Below are 17,544 nucleotides of genomic sequence, written 5' to 3' on the forward strand. Positions count from 1 at the left end.
CAGGGACGAAAAATTCGCGGTACCACCCTAAATTGTGAAACAGTTTCGTTTCACCACTCTTTAGATATAACGGTCTATAACCGTCTTTCACTACTCCTTACGTTTCGCAAAAGAAGCTCCAGGGGGTAATTCATAATTCGCTCTGTACTGGTTCGCACCGACCACCAGCTCTCTGAAATCAGAAATCGAAATACTACTAAATCCTATCAATGCCGATTCATATGATGTTAGTTAAATTTTTATCACATTTTTATCTTATATGTCAATAAAAATGTTCAATATTTTTTTAGGGAAATAAAGGTTAAATGTTTTTAATGTTCTAAATTTGTACGTTATAATGAATTTGAAAGGGGAGGAAAGAGTGAAGAAAAAAATAATTCTTTTTACCACCTTACTAGTCATTGGCGGAAGTGCTGGAATTTACACAGCTTTTGCAGCTGAATCAGAGCAGGCGAAACAAAAGCAAATACAGCAGTTAGAAGTGAAGAAAGCGAAAGAAACGGAAGAGAAGAAGTCGATGGAAAAAGCAGCTGAGAAACTAGGAGTTTCTACTGAAGGGAAAACAAAAGAAGAGGTTACGAAAGAAGTAAATACCGCAAGATTTGAGAAGCGCCATGATTTATTAATTGAACATGCAAAACAGCTTGGAATTGATACAGAAGGAAAAAAAGATGAAGAGATTATTTTAGAAATCGGAAAGGTACAACACGGAAAGTAGAACAACTTATCGTATGATAAGTTGTTCTTTTTTAAGAACTATTTGATTTAAAAATAATTGACAGTCATTTAAATTTAATGTTAACTTTATTTATAAATTAGTTAACATTAGGGGTGACAATTGTGACTGTTAATAGTAATACGACTGAAAAATCGTCTTATACATATGAAGAATTATCGGAGAAAAATAAAGCTTATGTATGGCATCCGTTTACACAAATGAAAGATTATTTAGAAGAAGACCCTGTCATTATTGAACGTGGAGAGGGAAGAAAGCTATACGATGTAAATGGAAATGAATATTGGGATGGTGTTTCATCTATTTGGTTAAATGTTCACGGACATCAAGTACCAGAATTAGATGAAGCAATTCGTGAGCAATTAAATAAAATTGCCCATTCTACTATGTTAGGACTTGCTAACGTTCCATCTATTTTATTAGCAGAAAAAATAATTGAAGTTGTGCCAGAAGGTTTGAAGAAAGTATTCTATTCAGACTCCGGTTCTAGCGCCGTTGAAATTGCAATTAAGATGGCCTTTCAATATTGGCAGCATAAAGGAAAACCGAAGAAACAAAGATTTGTTACATTAAAAGAAGCGTATCACGGTGATACAATTGGAGCTGTTTCAGTAGGAGCGATAGACTTGTTTCACCAAGTGTATAGTTCACTTTTATTTGAGGCAATTAAAATGCCGTATCCATATACATATCGTTCTCCTTATGGAAATAATAAGGAGGAAATTGTGAAAAAACATTTAGAAGAAATGGAAGAGCTGCTGAAAGAAAAGCATGAAGAAATTGCGGCGATTATTGTAGAGCCTTTAATGCAAGGTGCTGGCGGTATGATTACAATGCCAAAAGGATACTTAAGAGGGCTCCGTAATTTATGTACAAAATATAATGTTTTATTTATTACAGATGAGGTAGCGACTGGATTTGGGCGTACCGGGAAAATGTTTGCATGTGAACATGAAAATGTAACGCCGGACATTTTAACAGCCGGAAAAGGTTTAACAGGTGGATATTTACCAGTTGCAATCACCGTAACGACAGATGAAATTTATAATGCCTTTTTAGGAGACTATGAAGAACAAAAAACATTTTTCCACGGTCATAGTTATACAGGGAATCCGTTAGGGTGTGCGGTAGCCATTGCGAATCTAGAGCTATACGAGAAAACAAATTTAATAGAAGAAGTGGCAAGTAAGACAGAATATGTAGCGACGCAATTAGAATCGCTCTTTGCGTATAAACATGTAGGGGATATTCGTCAGTGCGGGTTAATGGTTGGAATTGAACTTGTGAAGAATAAAGTAACGAAAGAAGCGTTTGAATGGACAGAGAGAGTCGGTGTTCAAGTATGTAAACGTTCAAGAGAGCTGGGCATGATTTTGCGACCACTCGGTAATACGATTGTATTTATGCCTCCTCTTGCTTCTACAATTGATGAGATTGATGATATGTTACGTATTTTGTATAAAGCAATCTCGGATGTTACGGAGGGAGAATAATGGGCGGTTTTTTTGTTACAGCGACGGATACTGAAGTGGGGAAAACTGTAGTTGCGGGTGCATTAGCAGGTGTATTTAGAGAATTGGGATATAACATCGGGGTATATAAACCGTTGCAAAGTGGACATGTTGCATCAAATCCAGAGGGAGATGCAGCAAGGTTAAAAGCATTATCGGGTGTACCAACAAAAGAAGATGAAATTTGCCCTTATTCTATTGAAGAACCTCTTGCTCCGAGACTTGCCATGAAAAGAGCTGGAAGAGTAGTACATTTAAAAGACATTATGGATCATTATAATGAACGATTGAAAGAGTTTAATAGCCTATTTGTAGAAGGAGCAGGTGGACTGGCTGTTCCATATACAGAAGACGCTTTAGTAATTGATTTCGCAAAGGAATTACAGCTTCCTCTTATTATAGTCGCACGCCCTACATTAGGAACAGTAAATCATACAGTTTTAACAATTGCTTATGCAAAGGCACAGGGCTTAACAGTAGCAGGTGTAATTTTATCCGGCTGCAAAGAATGTGAAATGGAAAGAGTACAAGAAAATAAAGAAATGATTGAAGAGCTAAGTGGGGTACCGGTTTTAGGTTTATTACCATTCTTTGAAGGTGCGTTTACAAAAGAAGAAGTCTTGGAATCTGCAAAAGAGTATATAATGATTTCAAAATTAGAGGAGTTCATCCGAAATGAATCAAACGTGGCGCACACATCTTCAATCTAAATTGCAACAATTAAATGAACAAGGACAGTATCGCAATTTGCATGTAACAGAACAAGCAGAAGAGACATGGCTTATTCGAGATGAAAAAAGGATGCTAAATTTAGCGTCAAATAATTATTTAGGGTTAGCTGGAGATGAGAGGTTAAAAGAAGCTGCTATTGCATGCACAAGAAAATATGGAACTGGAGCGACAGCATCAAGGCTCGTTGTAGGAAATTATTCACTGTATGAAGAGGTTGAGAGAAGTATATGCGAATGGAAAGGCACTGAAAAAGCCTTAGTTGTAAATAGTGGATATACCGCAAATGTTGGAGTGATTTCTTCATTAGCCTGTCGTCACGATATTGTGTTTAGTGACAAATTGAATCACGCAAGCATCGTTGATGGGATTATATTAAGCGGAGCAGAGCATAAAAGGTATCGTCATAATGATTTAGATCATTTAGAGAAGCTGTTGCAAGCAGCGCCGCCCAAAAAGAAGAAATTAATCGTAACGGATACTGTTTTTAGTATGGATGGTGATACTGCGTATTTGAGAGAGTTAGTGGAGCTGAAAGAGAAATACGGGGCAATCATTATAGTCGATGAAGCACATGCGAGTGGAATATATGGAATTGATGGAGCAGGGTTGTCTCATATAGAAAAAGATATTGCTCAAAAAATTGATATACATATGGGGACGTTTAGCAAAGCTCTAGGGTGTTATGGCGCGTATTTGACAGGTGATGCAATGTATATAGAGTATTTACAAAATATGATGAGAAGCTTTATTTTTACAACAGCTTTACCACCAGGAACGTTAGGAGCAGTGCAAAAAGCAATTGAAATTGTGAAAGAAGATAATGAAAGAAGAGAGAGGCTTATAGAGAATGGAGCATATTTTAGGACACTTTTGCAAGAAGCTGGTTTTGATATTGGGAATAGCTCAACTCATATTGTACCAATTGTAGTCGGTTCAAATGAAGCAGCTTTACGGTTTAGTAGAAGGCTACAAGAGGGAGGTATTGCAGCAATTGCAATTCGTCCACCAACGGTTCCAGTTAATAGTTCACGGGTCCGTTTTGCAGTTACGTCCCAACATACAATAGCTGATTTGAAATGGGCTATTCAGCATATTATATGCATTGGTAAAGAAGAGGGGTTTTTCGTATGAAAGAGCTAAAGGTTATTTTTATTCCTGGATGGGGAATGGAAGAAGGTGTTTGGACTTTAGTTCTGCCGTATTTTAAAGGATATTCTGTTCAATGTATCAATTGGCGTAATGTGAAAGAACAAAGTGAATTTGCGGGGCGAATAATAGATGTAGCAAAAGATGAAAATGTAATTTTAGTTGGATGGTCACTAGGAGCGTTAGCAGCAGTTCAAGCTCATAAAAGGGTTAAGGCAAAAGGTATCGTACTAATTGGTGGTACTGCCAAATTTACAAATACGAGCGATTATACGAGTGGATGGAATACTCTGCATGTAGAACGGCTGAAAAAGAATTTAGCGAGAAAGAAAGAAGATACGCTCAAGCGGTTTTATGAAAATATGTTTACAAAAGATGAGCTGAAAGAGAATAAAAGGTTTGAAGATATGATAAAACGCTTTAAAGGTGATTCTATTCAGTCTTTGCAATTAGGTTTGGAGTATTTAATAGAAGCAGATATGAGAGAAGAACTGAAAGAAATTAAAGTCCCTATACTACTTATTCACGGAGAGCAGGATGTAATTTGTCCATTGTCTGCAGCGCGTAGTATGGCTGAGAATGAGACTGCCACGCTCAAGGTAGTAAGTGAGGCTGGACACGCATTATGCGTAACGAATTTCGAATATTGCGGAAATGAGATAATTCAATTTGTAGAGGGGATACGACATGATCAACAAAACGTTACTTCAAAAACGGTTTAACGCGGCATCTGTATCCTACGATCAATATGCAAATGTACAAAAAAAGATGGCACATTCATTACTTTCTACATTGAATCGGCGATATAGTGCAAATTCATCGATACGTATTTTAGAACTTGGATGCGGAACAGGATATGTTACAGAGCAATTATCAAACTTATTTCCGAAAGCACATATTACAGCCATTGATTTTGCTGAAAGTATGATTGCAGTTGCGAAAACTAGACAAAATGTGAAAAATGTAACGTTTTACTGTGAGGATATCGAAAGATTACGACTAGAAGAAACATATGATGTCATTATTTCAAATGCCACATTTCAATGGCTAAATGATTTAAAACAAGTGATAAGAAATTTATTTCATCATTTGTCTATAGATGGGATATTACTCTTTTCAACGTTTGGACATGAAACATTTCAAGAATTGCATGCTTCGTTCCAGCGGGCGAAAGAAGAAAAAAATATACAAAATGAAACATCGATTGGGCAACTTTTTTATTCGAAAAATCAGTTGCGCCATATGTGTGAAATAGAAACAGGGGATGTGCATGTTTCTGAAACATGTTACATAGAGAGATTTACAGAAGTTAGGGAGTTTCTACACTCTATTCGAAAAGTAGGAGCGACCAATAGTAATGAAGAATCATATTGTCAAAGTCCCTCACTCTTTCGTGCGATGCTTCGCATATACGAAAGAGACTTCACGGAAAATGAAGGGATAATGGCGACGTATCATGCTTTATTTATGCATATAACAAAAGAGGGGAAGAGATGGAATGAAACAAGTACAAACAAAAAGGGATTGGAAAAAACTTGCACATGACGTAGTAGAAGAGAAAATGATTACGAAAGAGGATGCAATTGCAATATTAGAAGCTGATGATACAGAAGTGTTAGAAATTATGAATGCAGCTTACATCATTCGCCATCATCACTTTGGTAAGAAAGTAAAATTGAATATGATTATTAATACGAAATCTGGATTATGTCCTGAAGATTGCGGATATTGTTCACAGTCTATTATTTCAGAGGCGCCGATTGATAAATATGCATGGCTAACGCAGGAAAAGATTGTAGAAGGAGCACACGAAGCAATTCGCCGTAAAGCGGGTACATATTGTATTGTAGCATCTGGTCGTCGCCCGACGGATAAAGAGGTGAATCACGTAATTGGAGCAGTTAAGGAGATTCGTGAAACGACAGATTTGAAGATTTGTTGTTGTTTAGGTTTCTTAAACGAAGATCAAGCAGGACGTTTAGCAGAAGCGGGTGTACATCGTTATAACCACAACTTAAATACACATGCAAATAATTACGAAAGTATTTGCTCCACTCATACGTATGACGATCGTGTTGATACAGTTCAAAAAGCGAAACAAGCAGGCATTTCACCATGCTCTGGGGCAATTTTTGGAATGGGGGAGACAATAGAAGAACGTGCTGAAATTGCATTTGAATTACAACGTATAGATGCAGATTCAATTCCATGTAATTTCCTTGTTGCTGTAAAGGGTACGCCGCTTGAAGGACAAAAAGAATTAACGCCGATAGAATGTTTAAAAGTACTGGCGATGATGCGTTTTGTAAACCCAACGAAAGAAATTCGTATTTCAGGAGGACGTGAAATCAATTTACGCTCTGTGCAGCCAATCGGTTTATTTGCAGCAAATTCTATTTTTGTTGGAGATTACTTAACGACAGCTGGACAAGAACCGACTGCAGACTGGGGTATGATTGAAGATTTAGGGTTTGAGATTGAAGAATGTGCATTATAAGATAGATAAAAAGCAAACTTGTAAAAGAGTTTGCTTTTTTTTTGTAAATAAAATGTAATAAATAGTTGTGAAAGCTTGATACTATTGGTTTTTGAGCAGAAAAAAGAATTTTGGTGGACGAATTTTCCAAGCCCCAATTGTACATAGTAAATATGTAATTTATATTGGGTTGGAGGATTTTACATGCACAAATATATATTAGCGATTATGACTTGTCTAATTTTACTAAAAGCAATAAGTGCTGATCCAGTTAAGGCTGCCGAAAATCCTGAACAAAAAGAAATGCAACAACGAATTGAACAACATTTTCGAACGAAAGCTGAACATTTTGGATTGAAAACAGAAGGGAAAGATTTAAAGGAAGTGCGAAAAGAAATTACTATTATAGAAGAAGCGAAGAAAAGAGAGAATGTATGGAGAACAGCACAAACGCTTCGTATACAAACAGAAGGAAAAACAATGGATGAATTAATAAAAGATGTACGGAAAAAAGTAAAAAAATAAAAAAGAGGCCGCAGCCTCTTTTTTATTTTTTATGCCCATTGTTTTGATAAATGAGCCATTTCAATCGCAGCAACGGCGGATTCATAGCCTTTATTACCTGCTTTCGTGCCCGCGCGTTCAATCGCTTGCTCGATCGTTTCAGTCGTTAATACACCGAAAATAACTGGGATGTCTGTTTGTAGTGATAAAGATGCAACTCCTTTTGCTACTTCATTACAAACGTAATCGTAATGTGTTGTAGCACCACGAATTACAGTACCTAACGTAATTACAGCATCATACTTTCCGCTATTAGCCATCTTTTTAGCGATTAAAGGAATTTCGAATGCGCCAGGAACCCAAGCAACATCGATATCAGTTTCTTCTACACCGTGACGCTTTAATCCATCTAAAGCTCCGCCGAGTAACTTACTTGTAATAAATTCATTAAAACGTCCAACAACAACCCCAACTTTTAATCCTGTACCAACTAAATGACCTTCGAATACCATAATAAACCTCTCCCTTAATTATAAGTTTAGTAAATGTCCTAATTTGTTTACTTTCGTTTGTAAATACGTTTTATTCTCTTCTTTTGTTGGCATTTGCAATGGTACACGCTCGATTACTTCTAAATCGTAACCTTGTAAGCCAGCAATTTTTCGTGGATTATTCGTTAATAATCGTAAATGTTGTAAACCTAAATCTTTTAAAATTTGAGCGCCAATACCGTAATCACGCAAATCAGCTGGGAACCCAAGTTTTTCGTTTGCTTCTACAGTATCGAATCCTTCTTCTTGTAACTTATAAGCGCGAAGCTTATTAAGAAGGCCAATGCCTCGTCCTTCTTGTCTCATATAGAGAAGAACGCCTTTTCCTTCACGCTCAATTTGAGCAAGTGCAGCATGGAGTTGTGGTCCGCAATCACAGCGGCACGAGCCAAATACATCTCCTGTTAAGCACTCTGAATGAACGCGTACAAGTACAGGCTCTCCTGTTGAAATATCACCTTTTACGAGTGCGATATGTTCTTTCGTATCTAATGAATTAGAATAGCCAATTGCATGGAAAGTACCGAAATCTGTAGGTAATGTAATTTCCACTTCTCGCGTCACTAGTGTTTCATGGTGGCGGCGGTAAGCAATTAAATCTTCTATTGTAATCATTTTTATATCAAATTGTTTTGCACACTGTAGTAAATCAGGTACGCGTGCCATCGTACCGTCCTCATTAATAATCTCGCAAATGACTCCAGCTGGTTCTGCTCCGCAAAGTCTGGCTAAATCGACAGCAGCTTCTGTATGACCAGCTCGGCGTAGGACACCGCCTTCTTTCGCGATTAATGGAAAGATATGTCCAGGACGATTGAAATCAGTACCTTTTGATGCAGGGTTTAATAATTCTTGTATCGTAGTTGCCCGTTCGTGAGCGCTAATCCCTGTTGTTGTAGAAACATGATCAATACTCACTGTAAATGCAGTATGATGCGAATCTGTATTATGAGCTACCATTGGTTCTAATTGTAGACGTTCTGCGTATTCTTCCGTAATCGGTACACAAACGAGACCACGCCCATGTGTAATCATAAAGTTAATCGTTTCTGGCGTAATATACTCTGCTAAAGCGATAAAGTCGCCTTCATTTTCACGGTTTTCATCATCGCATACGATAACGACTTTTCCTTGTTTTAAATCTTCTAGAGCTTCTTCAATACGATGAAACATAATGCTTCCCCCTTATAGAAATCCGTTTTCTTGTAAAAAGCTTTCGCTCATTGAACCTGTTCGTTTTACAGGTTTAGAAATAAAGCGTTCGATATATTTACCGATCATGTCACACTCAATGTTTACGATGTCACCGGCATTCTTTGCTCCGATAACAGATTCACTTACTGTGTGCGGGATGAGTGAGATTGTGATGGAAGATTCGTCTATATCAAATATTGTTAAACTCGTTCCATCAACAGCAACGGAACCTTTATGCAAACAATAGCGCAGCAATTCATCAGAAATAGCTATTTTGTAATAGACGGCATTATAGTGCTGTTTTTTGTTTAATATCGTTCCAATGCCATCAATATGTCCTGAAACGAAATGCCCACCGAATCGTCCGTTTGCAGCCATCGCCCGCTCTAAATTTACTTTAGAGTGTTGTGTAAGCATGCGAAGTGATGTTGATTGCATCGTTTCAGGCATTGCATCCACTGTGAATGAAGCTGTTGTGAAACTCGTTACAGTTAAGCAAATACCGTTAACCGCGATACTATCACCTAAGTGAACATCTGATAAAATTTTATTCGCATGGATCGTTAACTTCATCGCTTCTCCGCTTTGTTGCATGTTTGCAATCGTTCCTAATTCTTCTACAATTCCTGTAAACATTCCGTCACCTCACTTCGGGCATTCGCAACGATTTTTATATCATCACCAATTTGTTTCATCTCTTGAATTTCCAAGGAAATTGCATCTTGCAATGCTTTGAAACCATCTCCGCCAAATAAAGTAGGGGCATCTTTCCCGCCAATTAATTTGGGACTTATATAAGTTACAATTTCATTGGAATACTTTGTTTGTAAGAAGCTTGCGTGAACTGTTTGACCACCTTCAACGAATAGAGAAAGAATTTGCTTCTCTCCAAGAAAGAAAAGGAGGTCCTTGATTTCTATATGTTTTGTTTTCATTTGGAATATAGCTATATTTTCAGATTCATAAGAAGCTATTTTCTCTTTATTTACATCCTTACCGACAATAATCCATGTCGGTGCTAAACCATCTGTTATGACATGAGAAGATGGTGGTGTTCGTAAATGGGTATCTAAAATAACGCGTATAGGATGTTTACCCCCGTTAGGAATTCTTGTTGTTAAATGCGGATTATCAGCTATAACTGTATTCACTCCAACGAGAATTGCATCATGTGTATGGCGATATTGGTGAACATCAGCTCGTGCGGCTTCACCTGTAATCCACTTACTTTCACCAGTGACAGTCGCTGTTTTTCCGTCTAAGCTCATTGCTGTTTTTATTGTTACAAATGGACGTTTCGTTTTCATGTAGTGAAAAAAGTAGCGATTTAGTAAAACTGCTTCCGCTTCAAGAACACCAGTCGTTACTTCAATTCCAGCTTCTTCTAATCTCCTTTTTCCATTACCAGAAACGAGCGGATTACAATCAAGAGTAGCGATTACAACGCGCTTAACTTCTTTTTTGATGAGTAATTCACAGCAAGGTGGTGTTTTTCCAAAATGGCTACACGGTTCAAGTGTTACATACACGGTAGCTCCTTTTGCTTTTTCACCAGCCATATGAAGCGCGTGAACTTCTGCGTGTTCTTCACCAGCACGTAAATGAGCGCCAATACCGACGATGTTTCCTTCTTTTACAACAACAGCACCAACCATAGGGTTTGGACTTGTTTGTCCAGATGTCCCTTCTGCTAACTGTAGGGCAATCCTCATATATTCTTGATCTGTCATTCTCTTCACCTCTCCTGAAAAAATCAAAAAACCCCAAGGATTTTATATCCTTGGGGTTTGGGAGACGTGATTTCTAGAAATATAGTTCGAATACGAAAGTACAGGAAAGAAACCTAACGTTGATTGGTATTTTTGCATAAGGAAAAAACCTAGCAAAAATATCGAATTTTTCAAACGCTAGTCGTATCTTTTTATTTCAGTATAGAAACATAAGTATACAAAATAAAACATATATAAAGATTCAAAACGAAACTTTAAAAATATGCATACTGAAATAAAAGTGTATTCGCTATATAAAATTACTAGAAAACATATCCTTCTCCCATCCAGACTATACTGTCGGCCCTAGAGTTTCACTAGATCCACCGTTTTCGAGTTGAAAACGGGTCACGGACTTAGAAGTTTGCACTTCATCACCGCCGGTTGGGAATTTCACCCGACCCCGAAGGATGTTGTTTGCTCAAATTATAGCACAAAAAAAATAAAAGGCTAGAAAAAAATATTCGAATGTGAAGAATTGTGTGAAAATATATGTAAGTTGGAATGAGGACAAAAGTACGAGGAATGTTGTAAGGAAAAGGGGGACGAGAGTTAATGAAAAGAAAAAACATGCACAAAAAAATGTGCATGTCACATGTAAAATTATTCTGCCTCTGGTGCTCTAACGACAGACTCGAATTTCCCTTTATGCGAAGCATCGCAATAAGGCATATTTTTTGATAAACCACAACGGCATAAAGAAAATGCCGGTTTTGCTGGGAATACATTCCCTTGTGAATCGACTAATTCCACGTCCCCTGTAACGCGAAAAGAGCCATTATCATTTACTTTAATTTGTACTTTCGCCAACGCTATCCCTCCTTCCCAAACGCTTAATTTCATCATATAATTAAGAGAAGTACTTGACAATATAAAATGAGCACTTTCTTTGGGAGAGAAGAGAGTGTTATAATGTTTTTTATAACTGACTAGAGTAAGGTGACGAGAGATGGATAAACAATTACATACATTACGAAACATTGCAAATGAGCGCACGTGGGCATCATTTTTGAATGATAATCATCCATATAGTTTGTTACATTGGTCCATTGCAGGTGTAGGGCAAGAGGCAAAGGATGTTTGGTTACTTCAAGATGAAGTAACATTTCAAACGACAGAATTTCCAACGTTAGATGATGCAATGCAATGGATTTCTGTAAATATGGAACAAGTTACAGACGTTTTAGCGCAATAAAAAACAGGCTTATGCAAGCCTGTTTTTTGTTTCTTTTACATATGAGTTTAAAAATTGATCAACGGCTGCTTCATACTCTTCTTTATTTTCGTTATAAGAGCAAGCGTGTGCACCGCGTTCTGCAATATAAAGTTGTTTATTGTTTTCTTTTGCTTCATATAGTGATTTCGTCATATCAGCTAAAATATAATCATCATCTTTACTATGAATAAAGAGGACGGGATTATTAATATTTTTTATACAATCGATTGGTGAAACTTCGCGAATCGTATAACCGTCACGTACTTTTAAAAAAGCATTTGCTAAAGGTAATAAAGGCCATTTAGGTAAATGGAATTCAACCTTTAAACGGTGTTGTAATTGCCCGTAGAAATCAGAAAAAGGACAATCTGCAATATAGAAATCAGCACCATCTTCTACAAGTCCTGCGTATTGAAGAAGTGTTGCAGCTCCCATAGATTCACCATGAATACCGAGTGTTATATTTGTTCCAAAACGACTTTTTAGCCAGTCAACTACAGATTTTAAATCATGTTTTTCATAGTATCCATAGCTTGTTGTTTTTCCGCCAGTTTTACCATGACGACGATGATCATAAATCACGACATTATATCCTCTGCTTAAAAATAACCTTGCATATTTTACAGAGTTCATTTTATTTACAGTTACGCCGTGACAAAAAATCATAAACTTATTGGAATGACCAGCAGGAATGTAATATCCGTGAAGATCATATCCGAATTGCGAAGGAATATGAATTTCTTCTTTATGAAGAGCATCAAAATCCTCTAAACGAAAATGTTTTTTCGTTTCTCTTTCGAGTACTTCTTCCTCTGTTTTTTTCTTTAAGTACATCACTTTATTTGTAAAGAAAATCCCAAGGGCAGTTATCGCACCTAGTATAGTAAACAATGCTGCAAAAAAACGTTTCATACTTTACCTCATCCTCCAAATACCGTTACATGTGATACACTTACATTGTATCACAATGATAGAAAAGGGGAGAAATAGGAAATGGTGTATATACAAAAAATTACGCCAGCGATGAAAGAAACAATCCGAATGTTCATGTGTGAGAACTGGGGGAGTTCATTGATGGTTTCACGTGGTAAGGGGCATCAGTTAGAAGAGTTGCCAGGATTTGTTGCGCTCTTGGATGACAGAATAATCGGAATTATAACGTATGAAGTGACCGGAAATATTTGTGAAATTGTATCGTTAGATAGCTTTGAAGAAAGAAAAGGAATAGGGACGAAACTTGTAGATTGTGTATTACAATTTGCAGAAGAAGAACGGTGCGGGCGGGTTTGGCTCATAACAACAAATGATAATATGAATGCGTTACGTTTTTACCAAAAACGTAATTTTGTGATGACTAATTTATATGTGAATGCAGTGGAAGAGGCACGAAAAATAAAGAAAGAAATTCCGCGTATCGGATATGATAACATCCCAATTTTACATGAAATACAGTTGGAGTATCGTTTAATAAATTGATGTAACAATTTTCAGAAATATAAGTTATTAACCTTGACGAATATTGTAATTTAGGTTACCGTAAAATTGTAATCTATTACCATATTAAGGGGTGACGATGTGGCAACTATACGTGATGTTGCAAAATTGGCAGGTGTTTCAGTCGCAACCGTTTCACGAGTTATTAATGAAAAAGGATACGTTCATGAGGACACAGTAAAACAAGTAAAGGAAGCAATTGGGGAATTACGTTATAGGCCAAATAATGCAGCAAAGCCATTATTTAAAGAGAATTCAACGATAATTGCATTACTTGTAGATAATCTATATGACCTATCAAACATCCCTTTGCTACATTGTATTGAGGAAATAGCATATAAAGAAGGATATCAAATCATTGTTTGTAATATAGAGAATAAAGATAGATACATATATATGTTGAAGGAAAATAACGTTGCAGGTGTTATTTTAACAAGATCCGTTTTTAAAAGTATAGGAGAAATTCCACTTCCGTTTGTTGTGATTGATGAACAAAAATCCCATGCAAATTATTATGAAAGTGGACAAAGAACGGTTTCTTTATTAAAAGAAAAAGGCTGTCAATTTCTTGCTTATTTCGATGAGGGAGAAGATAGTGAAGAAATGGAAGAGCGCATATCAGGATTTTTAGACGCTGTTTGGGAGGAAGGGATCTCTTATCGAGAAGTATGTGTACAAGGGTATACGAATAAACAGTTTATTACATTCTTACAAACTTACCCGTATATAGATGGAATTGTAACTTCAAGTGAAAAGGTTACTTTTGAGTTAATTCAAGCAGCGAAAAATTTCAATATCCGTATACCGGATAAGTTGAAAATTATTGGACCGAACGGGAGCATAGACAGTGAATGGATAGGCTCGTCACTCATGAAAATTGAAAGTTGCGCCGAAGAAAATGGGAAAATAGCTTTACAACAATTAAAAGAAAAAATAAAAAAGTAAAAGGTGCGTATAAAACGCACCTTTTATAATGTAATTGCGGCAATAAAGCCGAATATAAGTAACGGTATATTATAATGCAGAAAAGTTGGTACACATGTATCCCATATATGATGGTGTTGACCATCAGCATTTAAACCGGATGTTGGCCCAAGTGTACTATCTGATGCTGGAGATCCCGCATCGCCTAGCGCTCCAGCTGTACCGATAATTGCAATTGTGGCCATTGGACTAAATCCAAGCTGCATGCAAAGAGGCACAAAAATTGTTGTTAAAATAGGGATGGTTGAAAAGGATGAACCAATTCCCATCGTAACGAGAAGTCCAATCACAAGCATAAGAAATGCAGCGAGTGGTTTGTTATTTCCAATTATATGTGCACTCGTTTGCACAAGAGATTCAACATGTCCTGTTTTTCGAAGAACAGCGCCAAATCCAGCGGCAGCGATCATAACAAAACCGATAAAGGACATCATGCGCATTCCGCTTGTTAATATCGCATCTGCTTCTTTAAGAGGTAGACTACCACTTACTGATAAGACGATAATCCCCGCTAAAGCACCGAAAATCATTGATTCTGTTGCTAATTGAACAGTTAATGTGGCTATGATAGATAACAATCCGAAAGTAATGCTACGTTTTGTATAGGGAACGATTTCATTTGCGGTAGTATGAACTTGTTCTGTTTCATACGTACGAGGTTTCCGGTACGTAATGAATACCGCTACACATAATCCAATAATCATACCGATTGCTGGAATAGTCATTGCTTTTGGAATAAGTGCGACATCAAATGTAAGACCACTTTGCGCAGCATTTGTTTGCAATACGTCATGATAAATTTTTCCGAACCCTGCTGGAATCCACATATAAGGAGTAATCAATCCGAATGTAATAATACATGTAACAAGTCGGCGATCCACTTTCAGCTCATTTAATACTTTTAAAAGTGCTGGAATTAAGATGGGGATGAAAGCGATATGAACAGGAATCACATTTTGTGAGAAACAAGCCATCGTTAAAATGATGAATAAAATAAGTATTTTAGAATAAACTTGTTTTTTCGTGTCTTGTTCATTGCCAATCCATTTTAGTGCAGTTTGAATCATGGCATCTGGAAGTCCTGTTTTGGAAAGGGAAATAGCGAAACCGCCAAGCATGGCATAACTTAAAGCGATTGGAGCACTGTTTCCAAGGCCAGTTGTAAAAGTGTTAATAGTTTCTGAAATACCGAGTCCACCGATAATTCCGCCTGTTAAAGCTCCAACAATGATGGCGACAATGACCTGGACACGTAACAAACTAAGCAATAGCATAACTGCTACTGCGACGAGTACAGCATTCATAATAAATGTAATCTCCCTAAAATTATATTGTGTTAAGGCAAGTAAATATGAAGCACTTTGCTAGATTTATACATAGTTGCGACATATTATTATAAATTGTTTTCTATGAAATGTAAAAGAGCCTTTTGTTACTAATGTTGAAAAGCTAGCTCTTGTTTAATTGATTGTAAAGAATTGGCGAATAATTCTGGTTCTTCTAAATCAGGAGAATGTGCTGAATTTGGGAACCAAATCATTTTTTTTATGGGGGCTTCTATCACATCACAATATTCCTGAACGAGAGCATAAGGAGTTTGATAATCATAGCGACCAGAACAAAAATAAACCGGAATAGATAAGCTTGAAATAGAAGAAAAGAAATCGATTGTCAACATTTCTTCCCATAAAACGCCAGATTTTAAATTTCCTGCGAGAAACTTGAACCAATCTAATAGCGTATATTCAGGGGAAAAGAAGCCTTTTCGTATGAAAGAAAAGGAAGATCCGTTTTGGATTGCTCCGCCGAATGTGCCAAGCCACTTTCTTTGAATAATAAGGCGTCTTGTATCTAAAAATGGTGGTTTGCCTAATTTCAAAAGGGACGCTAATGCTTTTTTATGATCATGTTTTTTTGCAGAACGAATTAAATGCTGATATAGCAATTCTTCGTTTTGTTTCATATGTACAATCTGCCCAATACCGATGTAAGCCTCGATATACTGTGGATATTGATGTGCTATGTTAAGCCCAATAATGCTTCCCCAAGAATGACCAGCGAGAAATAGTTTCTGTTTATTGAACTTTTTAAGTACATATTGAATCACTTCTTTTGCATCGGAAACGAATTGTTCGATTGTAAAATTTGCTCCGAAATCTTTCATTGAAAAGGATTTACCTGCCCCGCGCTGATCCCAATTAATAACGATGAAGTGTTTCTCCAATTCTTTTTGAAAATGACGAATAAATCCAATTTGTGCCATGCCAGGTCCGCCATGACAGCATAATAAAATTGGCTGCTCTACGTTTTGCCCGCGCATAAGGAGAGTTTGTTTTCGATTATGAATCATAACACTTTCCATCGTAGCAATACTATTAGGAATGAGTTGTTTATTTTCATTATAAAACTGTGGGGTATAGCTACGAAAAAGCATATGGAAAACCTCCTTTTCTGAAATCATATGAATCGCACAGGCTATTCGTTTTGCATATACTGTTAGAAAATCATTGTAACATACCATACTAGTGTCATTTCAACACGGGAGGAGGGAAATTGTGACGATTGGAGAAATTATAGATTGCTTAAATAGACGTGAATCCATCGCTATTATAGCAAAACGTCTTGAAATAAGCCCGTATACATTATCAAAGAAATTAAGATTAATTGGATATGAATATGATGGAGAACAGAAGAAACGTATTTTTGTAGGAGATGGAGAAGAACCTCGTCACTTACAACTCCAAGAAGCGACAGCCCTTCAATATGCGAAAACGGATTATCAATTATTAATTTATGAACAATTACAAAGTATTTATGAATTACTAAGCAAGAGAGAAGAAGTAAGTGTACCTATTATGAGTATAAGTACAGAAAAAAAGAAACGTACTTTTTCTATTAATAAAGAAATATTAGCAAAACTAGACGTTATATCAGAAGCGAAAGGAATTCAAAAATCGAAACTTGTAGAAGAGGCGTTACAACAATTTTTACAGCAATATGACTTTAACAAAACAGCACGTTTGGATGACTAAAGAAAAGGATACTATGTTCATTGTAAGAACGAGTATCCTTTTTAGGTTTTACTAATATTGTGGATTAAGTAAGTATAAGTGCGTACCGATACGATAAACTTAACTAAATCTATACAATTCAATCAAATTTACACAAGTTAGTGCTTCATCATGTTCTCGCAGCCCCAAAGGGACGAGGGGTATAACACTCCACACGAGG

At 36.7% G+C, this 17,544-nt stretch carries 20 protein-coding genes, 1 riboswitch and 1 other annotated feature (1 of these 22 running past the window's edge); of the genes, 12 read left to right on the forward strand and 8 right to left on the reverse strand.

Translation table 11 applies throughout. The annotated features are described in order from the left end of the window. Positions 1-219, reverse strand: a binding site (T-box leader); it reaches 2 nt to the left of the window's first position. A 142-nt stretch (positions 220-361) separates the two neighbouring features. From ACSG5Z_RS11970 to ACSG5Z_RS12005, 8 genes are all read left to right on the forward strand, one after another. Then, positions 362-718, forward strand: coding sequence for a hypothetical protein (locus ACSG5Z_RS11970; RefSeq protein WP_137011333.1), 357 nt, complete (start codon positions 362-364; stop codon positions 716-718). A 122-nt stretch (positions 719-840) separates the two neighbouring features. After that, positions 841-2,229, forward strand: coding sequence for an adenosylmethionine--8-amino-7-oxononanoate transaminase (gene bioA / locus ACSG5Z_RS11975; protein WP_088064365.1), 1,389 nt, complete (start codon positions 841-843; stop codon positions 2,227-2,229). After that, positions 2,229-2,957 carry an ATP-dependent dethiobiotin synthetase BioD gene (gene bioD, locus ACSG5Z_RS11980; RefSeq protein WP_097889632.1) on the forward strand — a complete coding sequence of 243 codons (729 nt, stop codon included), beginning with the start codon at positions 2,229-2,231 and terminating at the stop codon, positions 2,955-2,957. Before bioA ends, bioD begins: the two co-directional genes overlap by 1 nt. Further along, positions 2,923-4,110 (forward strand): 8-amino-7-oxononanoate synthase, encoded by a 1,188-nt coding sequence (bioF, locus tag ACSG5Z_RS11985; RefSeq protein ID WP_435711485.1) that lies wholly within the window; start codon positions 2,923-2,925, stop codon positions 4,108-4,110. Before bioD ends, bioF begins: the two co-directional genes overlap by 35 nt. Then, positions 4,107-4,847 (forward strand): alpha/beta fold hydrolase, encoded by a 741-nt coding sequence (locus ACSG5Z_RS11990; protein ID WP_435711486.1) that lies wholly within the window; start codon positions 4,107-4,109, stop codon positions 4,845-4,847. Before bioF ends, ACSG5Z_RS11990 begins: the two co-directional genes overlap by 4 nt. Then, the gene (bioC, locus tag ACSG5Z_RS11995) at positions 4,813-5,670 is read left to right on the forward strand and encodes a malonyl-ACP O-methyltransferase BioC (protein ID WP_435711487.1); all 858 of its coding nucleotides are present in this window, start codon (positions 4,813-4,815) and stop codon (positions 5,668-5,670) included. Before ACSG5Z_RS11990 ends, bioC begins: the two co-directional genes overlap by 35 nt. After that, positions 5,624-6,622: a biotin synthase gene (gene bioB / locus ACSG5Z_RS12000; RefSeq protein ID WP_000815838.1), complete on the forward strand. Its 999-nt coding sequence runs from the start codon at positions 5,624-5,626 to the stop codon at positions 6,620-6,622. The genes bioC and bioB overlap by 47 nt, the downstream gene beginning before the upstream one ends. 183 nt (positions 6,623-6,805) lie before the next feature. Beyond that, complete coding sequence (locus ACSG5Z_RS12005) at positions 6,806-7,126, forward strand: hypothetical protein (protein ID WP_000549778.1); 321 nt, start codon at positions 6,806-6,808, stop codon at positions 7,124-7,126. A gap of 29 nt (positions 7,127-7,155) precedes the next feature. Here the strand turns inward: ACSG5Z_RS12005 and ribH are convergent, their stop codons facing one another. The 5 genes from ribH to ACSG5Z_RS12030 form a co-directional block, all read right to left on the reverse strand. Further along, positions 7,156-7,617, reverse strand: coding sequence for a 6,7-dimethyl-8-ribityllumazine synthase (ribH, locus tag ACSG5Z_RS12010; protein ID WP_000230900.1), 462 nt, complete (start codon positions 7,615-7,617; stop codon positions 7,156-7,158). 18 nt (positions 7,618-7,635) lie between these two features. Beyond that, positions 7,636-8,829: a bifunctional 3,4-dihydroxy-2-butanone 4-phosphate synthase/GTP cyclohydrolase II gene (gene ribBA / locus ACSG5Z_RS12015; RefSeq protein ID WP_097889634.1), complete on the reverse strand. Its 1,194-nt coding sequence runs from the start codon at positions 8,827-8,829 to the stop codon at positions 7,636-7,638. 12 nt (positions 8,830-8,841) lie between these two features. Continuing rightward, positions 8,842-9,486 (reverse strand): riboflavin synthase subunit alpha, encoded by a 645-nt coding sequence (gene ribE, locus ACSG5Z_RS12020; RefSeq protein ID WP_262748943.1) that lies wholly within the window; start codon positions 9,484-9,486, stop codon positions 8,842-8,844. Beyond that, positions 9,468-10,580 (reverse strand): bifunctional diaminohydroxyphosphoribosylaminopyrimidine deaminase/5-amino-6-(5-phosphoribosylamino)uracil reductase RibD, encoded by a 1,113-nt coding sequence (gene ribD, locus ACSG5Z_RS12025; protein WP_435711488.1) that lies wholly within the window; start codon positions 10,578-10,580, stop codon positions 9,468-9,470. Before ribD ends, ribE begins: the two co-directional genes overlap by 19 nt. Before the next feature lie 310 nt (positions 10,581-10,890). Continuing rightward, a riboswitch (FMN riboswitch) is annotated at positions 10,891-11,034 on the reverse strand. 188 nt (positions 11,035-11,222) lie between these two features. Next, complete coding sequence (locus tag ACSG5Z_RS12030; protein WP_001151582.1) at positions 11,223-11,429, reverse strand: CDGSH iron-sulfur domain-containing protein; 207 nt, start codon at positions 11,427-11,429, stop codon at positions 11,223-11,225. 139 nt (positions 11,430-11,568) lie between these two features. On the opposite strand from ACSG5Z_RS12030, the gene ACSG5Z_RS12035 reads away from it, so the two are divergent. Further along, the gene (locus ACSG5Z_RS12035; protein ID WP_000360794.1) at positions 11,569-11,814 is read left to right on the forward strand and encodes a DUF2552 family protein; all 246 of its coding nucleotides are present in this window, start codon (positions 11,569-11,571) and stop codon (positions 11,812-11,814) included. Between the two features lie 9 nt (positions 11,815-11,823). Here ACSG5Z_RS12035 and ACSG5Z_RS12040 read toward each other — a convergent pair whose 3' ends face one another. Beyond that, entirely contained in the window at positions 11,824-12,747 is a 924-nt protein-coding gene (locus ACSG5Z_RS12040) for an alpha/beta hydrolase (RefSeq protein ID WP_087985138.1), read from the reverse strand. Positions 12,748-12,828: 81 nt separating this feature from the next. On the opposite strand from ACSG5Z_RS12040, the gene ACSG5Z_RS12045 reads away from it, so the two are divergent. Together ACSG5Z_RS12045 and ACSG5Z_RS12050 are read left to right on the forward strand one after the other, a co-directional pair. Continuing rightward, a complete protein-coding gene (locus tag ACSG5Z_RS12045; RefSeq protein WP_060488342.1) occupies positions 12,829-13,311 on the forward strand; it encodes a GNAT family N-acetyltransferase in 483 nt (160 codons plus the stop codon). 99 nt (positions 13,312-13,410) lie between these two features. Continuing rightward, a complete protein-coding gene (locus tag ACSG5Z_RS12050; RefSeq protein WP_060488343.1) occupies positions 13,411-14,274 on the forward strand; it encodes a LacI family DNA-binding transcriptional regulator in 864 nt (287 codons plus the stop codon). Between the two features lie 23 nt (positions 14,275-14,297). Here the strand turns inward: ACSG5Z_RS12050 and ACSG5Z_RS12055 are convergent, their stop codons facing one another. Together ACSG5Z_RS12055 and ACSG5Z_RS12060 are read right to left on the reverse strand one after the other, a co-directional pair. Next, positions 14,298-15,617, reverse strand: coding sequence for a Na+/H+ antiporter family protein (locus ACSG5Z_RS12055; protein WP_000994830.1), 1,320 nt, complete (start codon positions 15,615-15,617; stop codon positions 14,298-14,300). 131 nt (positions 15,618-15,748) lie between these two features. Then, a complete protein-coding gene (locus tag ACSG5Z_RS12060) occupies positions 15,749-16,747 on the reverse strand; it encodes an alpha/beta fold hydrolase (protein WP_435711489.1) in 999 nt (332 codons plus the stop codon). A 121-nt stretch (positions 16,748-16,868) separates the two neighbouring features. Here ACSG5Z_RS12060 and ACSG5Z_RS12065 point away from each other — a divergent pair, with 121 nt between their 5' ends. Then, the gene (locus ACSG5Z_RS12065; RefSeq protein ID WP_073516408.1) at positions 16,869-17,345 is read left to right on the forward strand and encodes a ribbon-helix-helix domain-containing protein; all 477 of its coding nucleotides are present in this window, start codon (positions 16,869-16,871) and stop codon (positions 17,343-17,345) included. Positions 17,346-17,544 lie beyond the last annotated feature (199 nt).

The sequence above is a fragment of the Bacillus pretiosus genome (assembly GCF_051294775.1).
Taxonomy (GTDB): domain Bacteria; phylum Bacillota; class Bacilli; order Bacillales; family Bacillaceae_G; genus Bacillus_A; species Bacillus_A wiedmannii.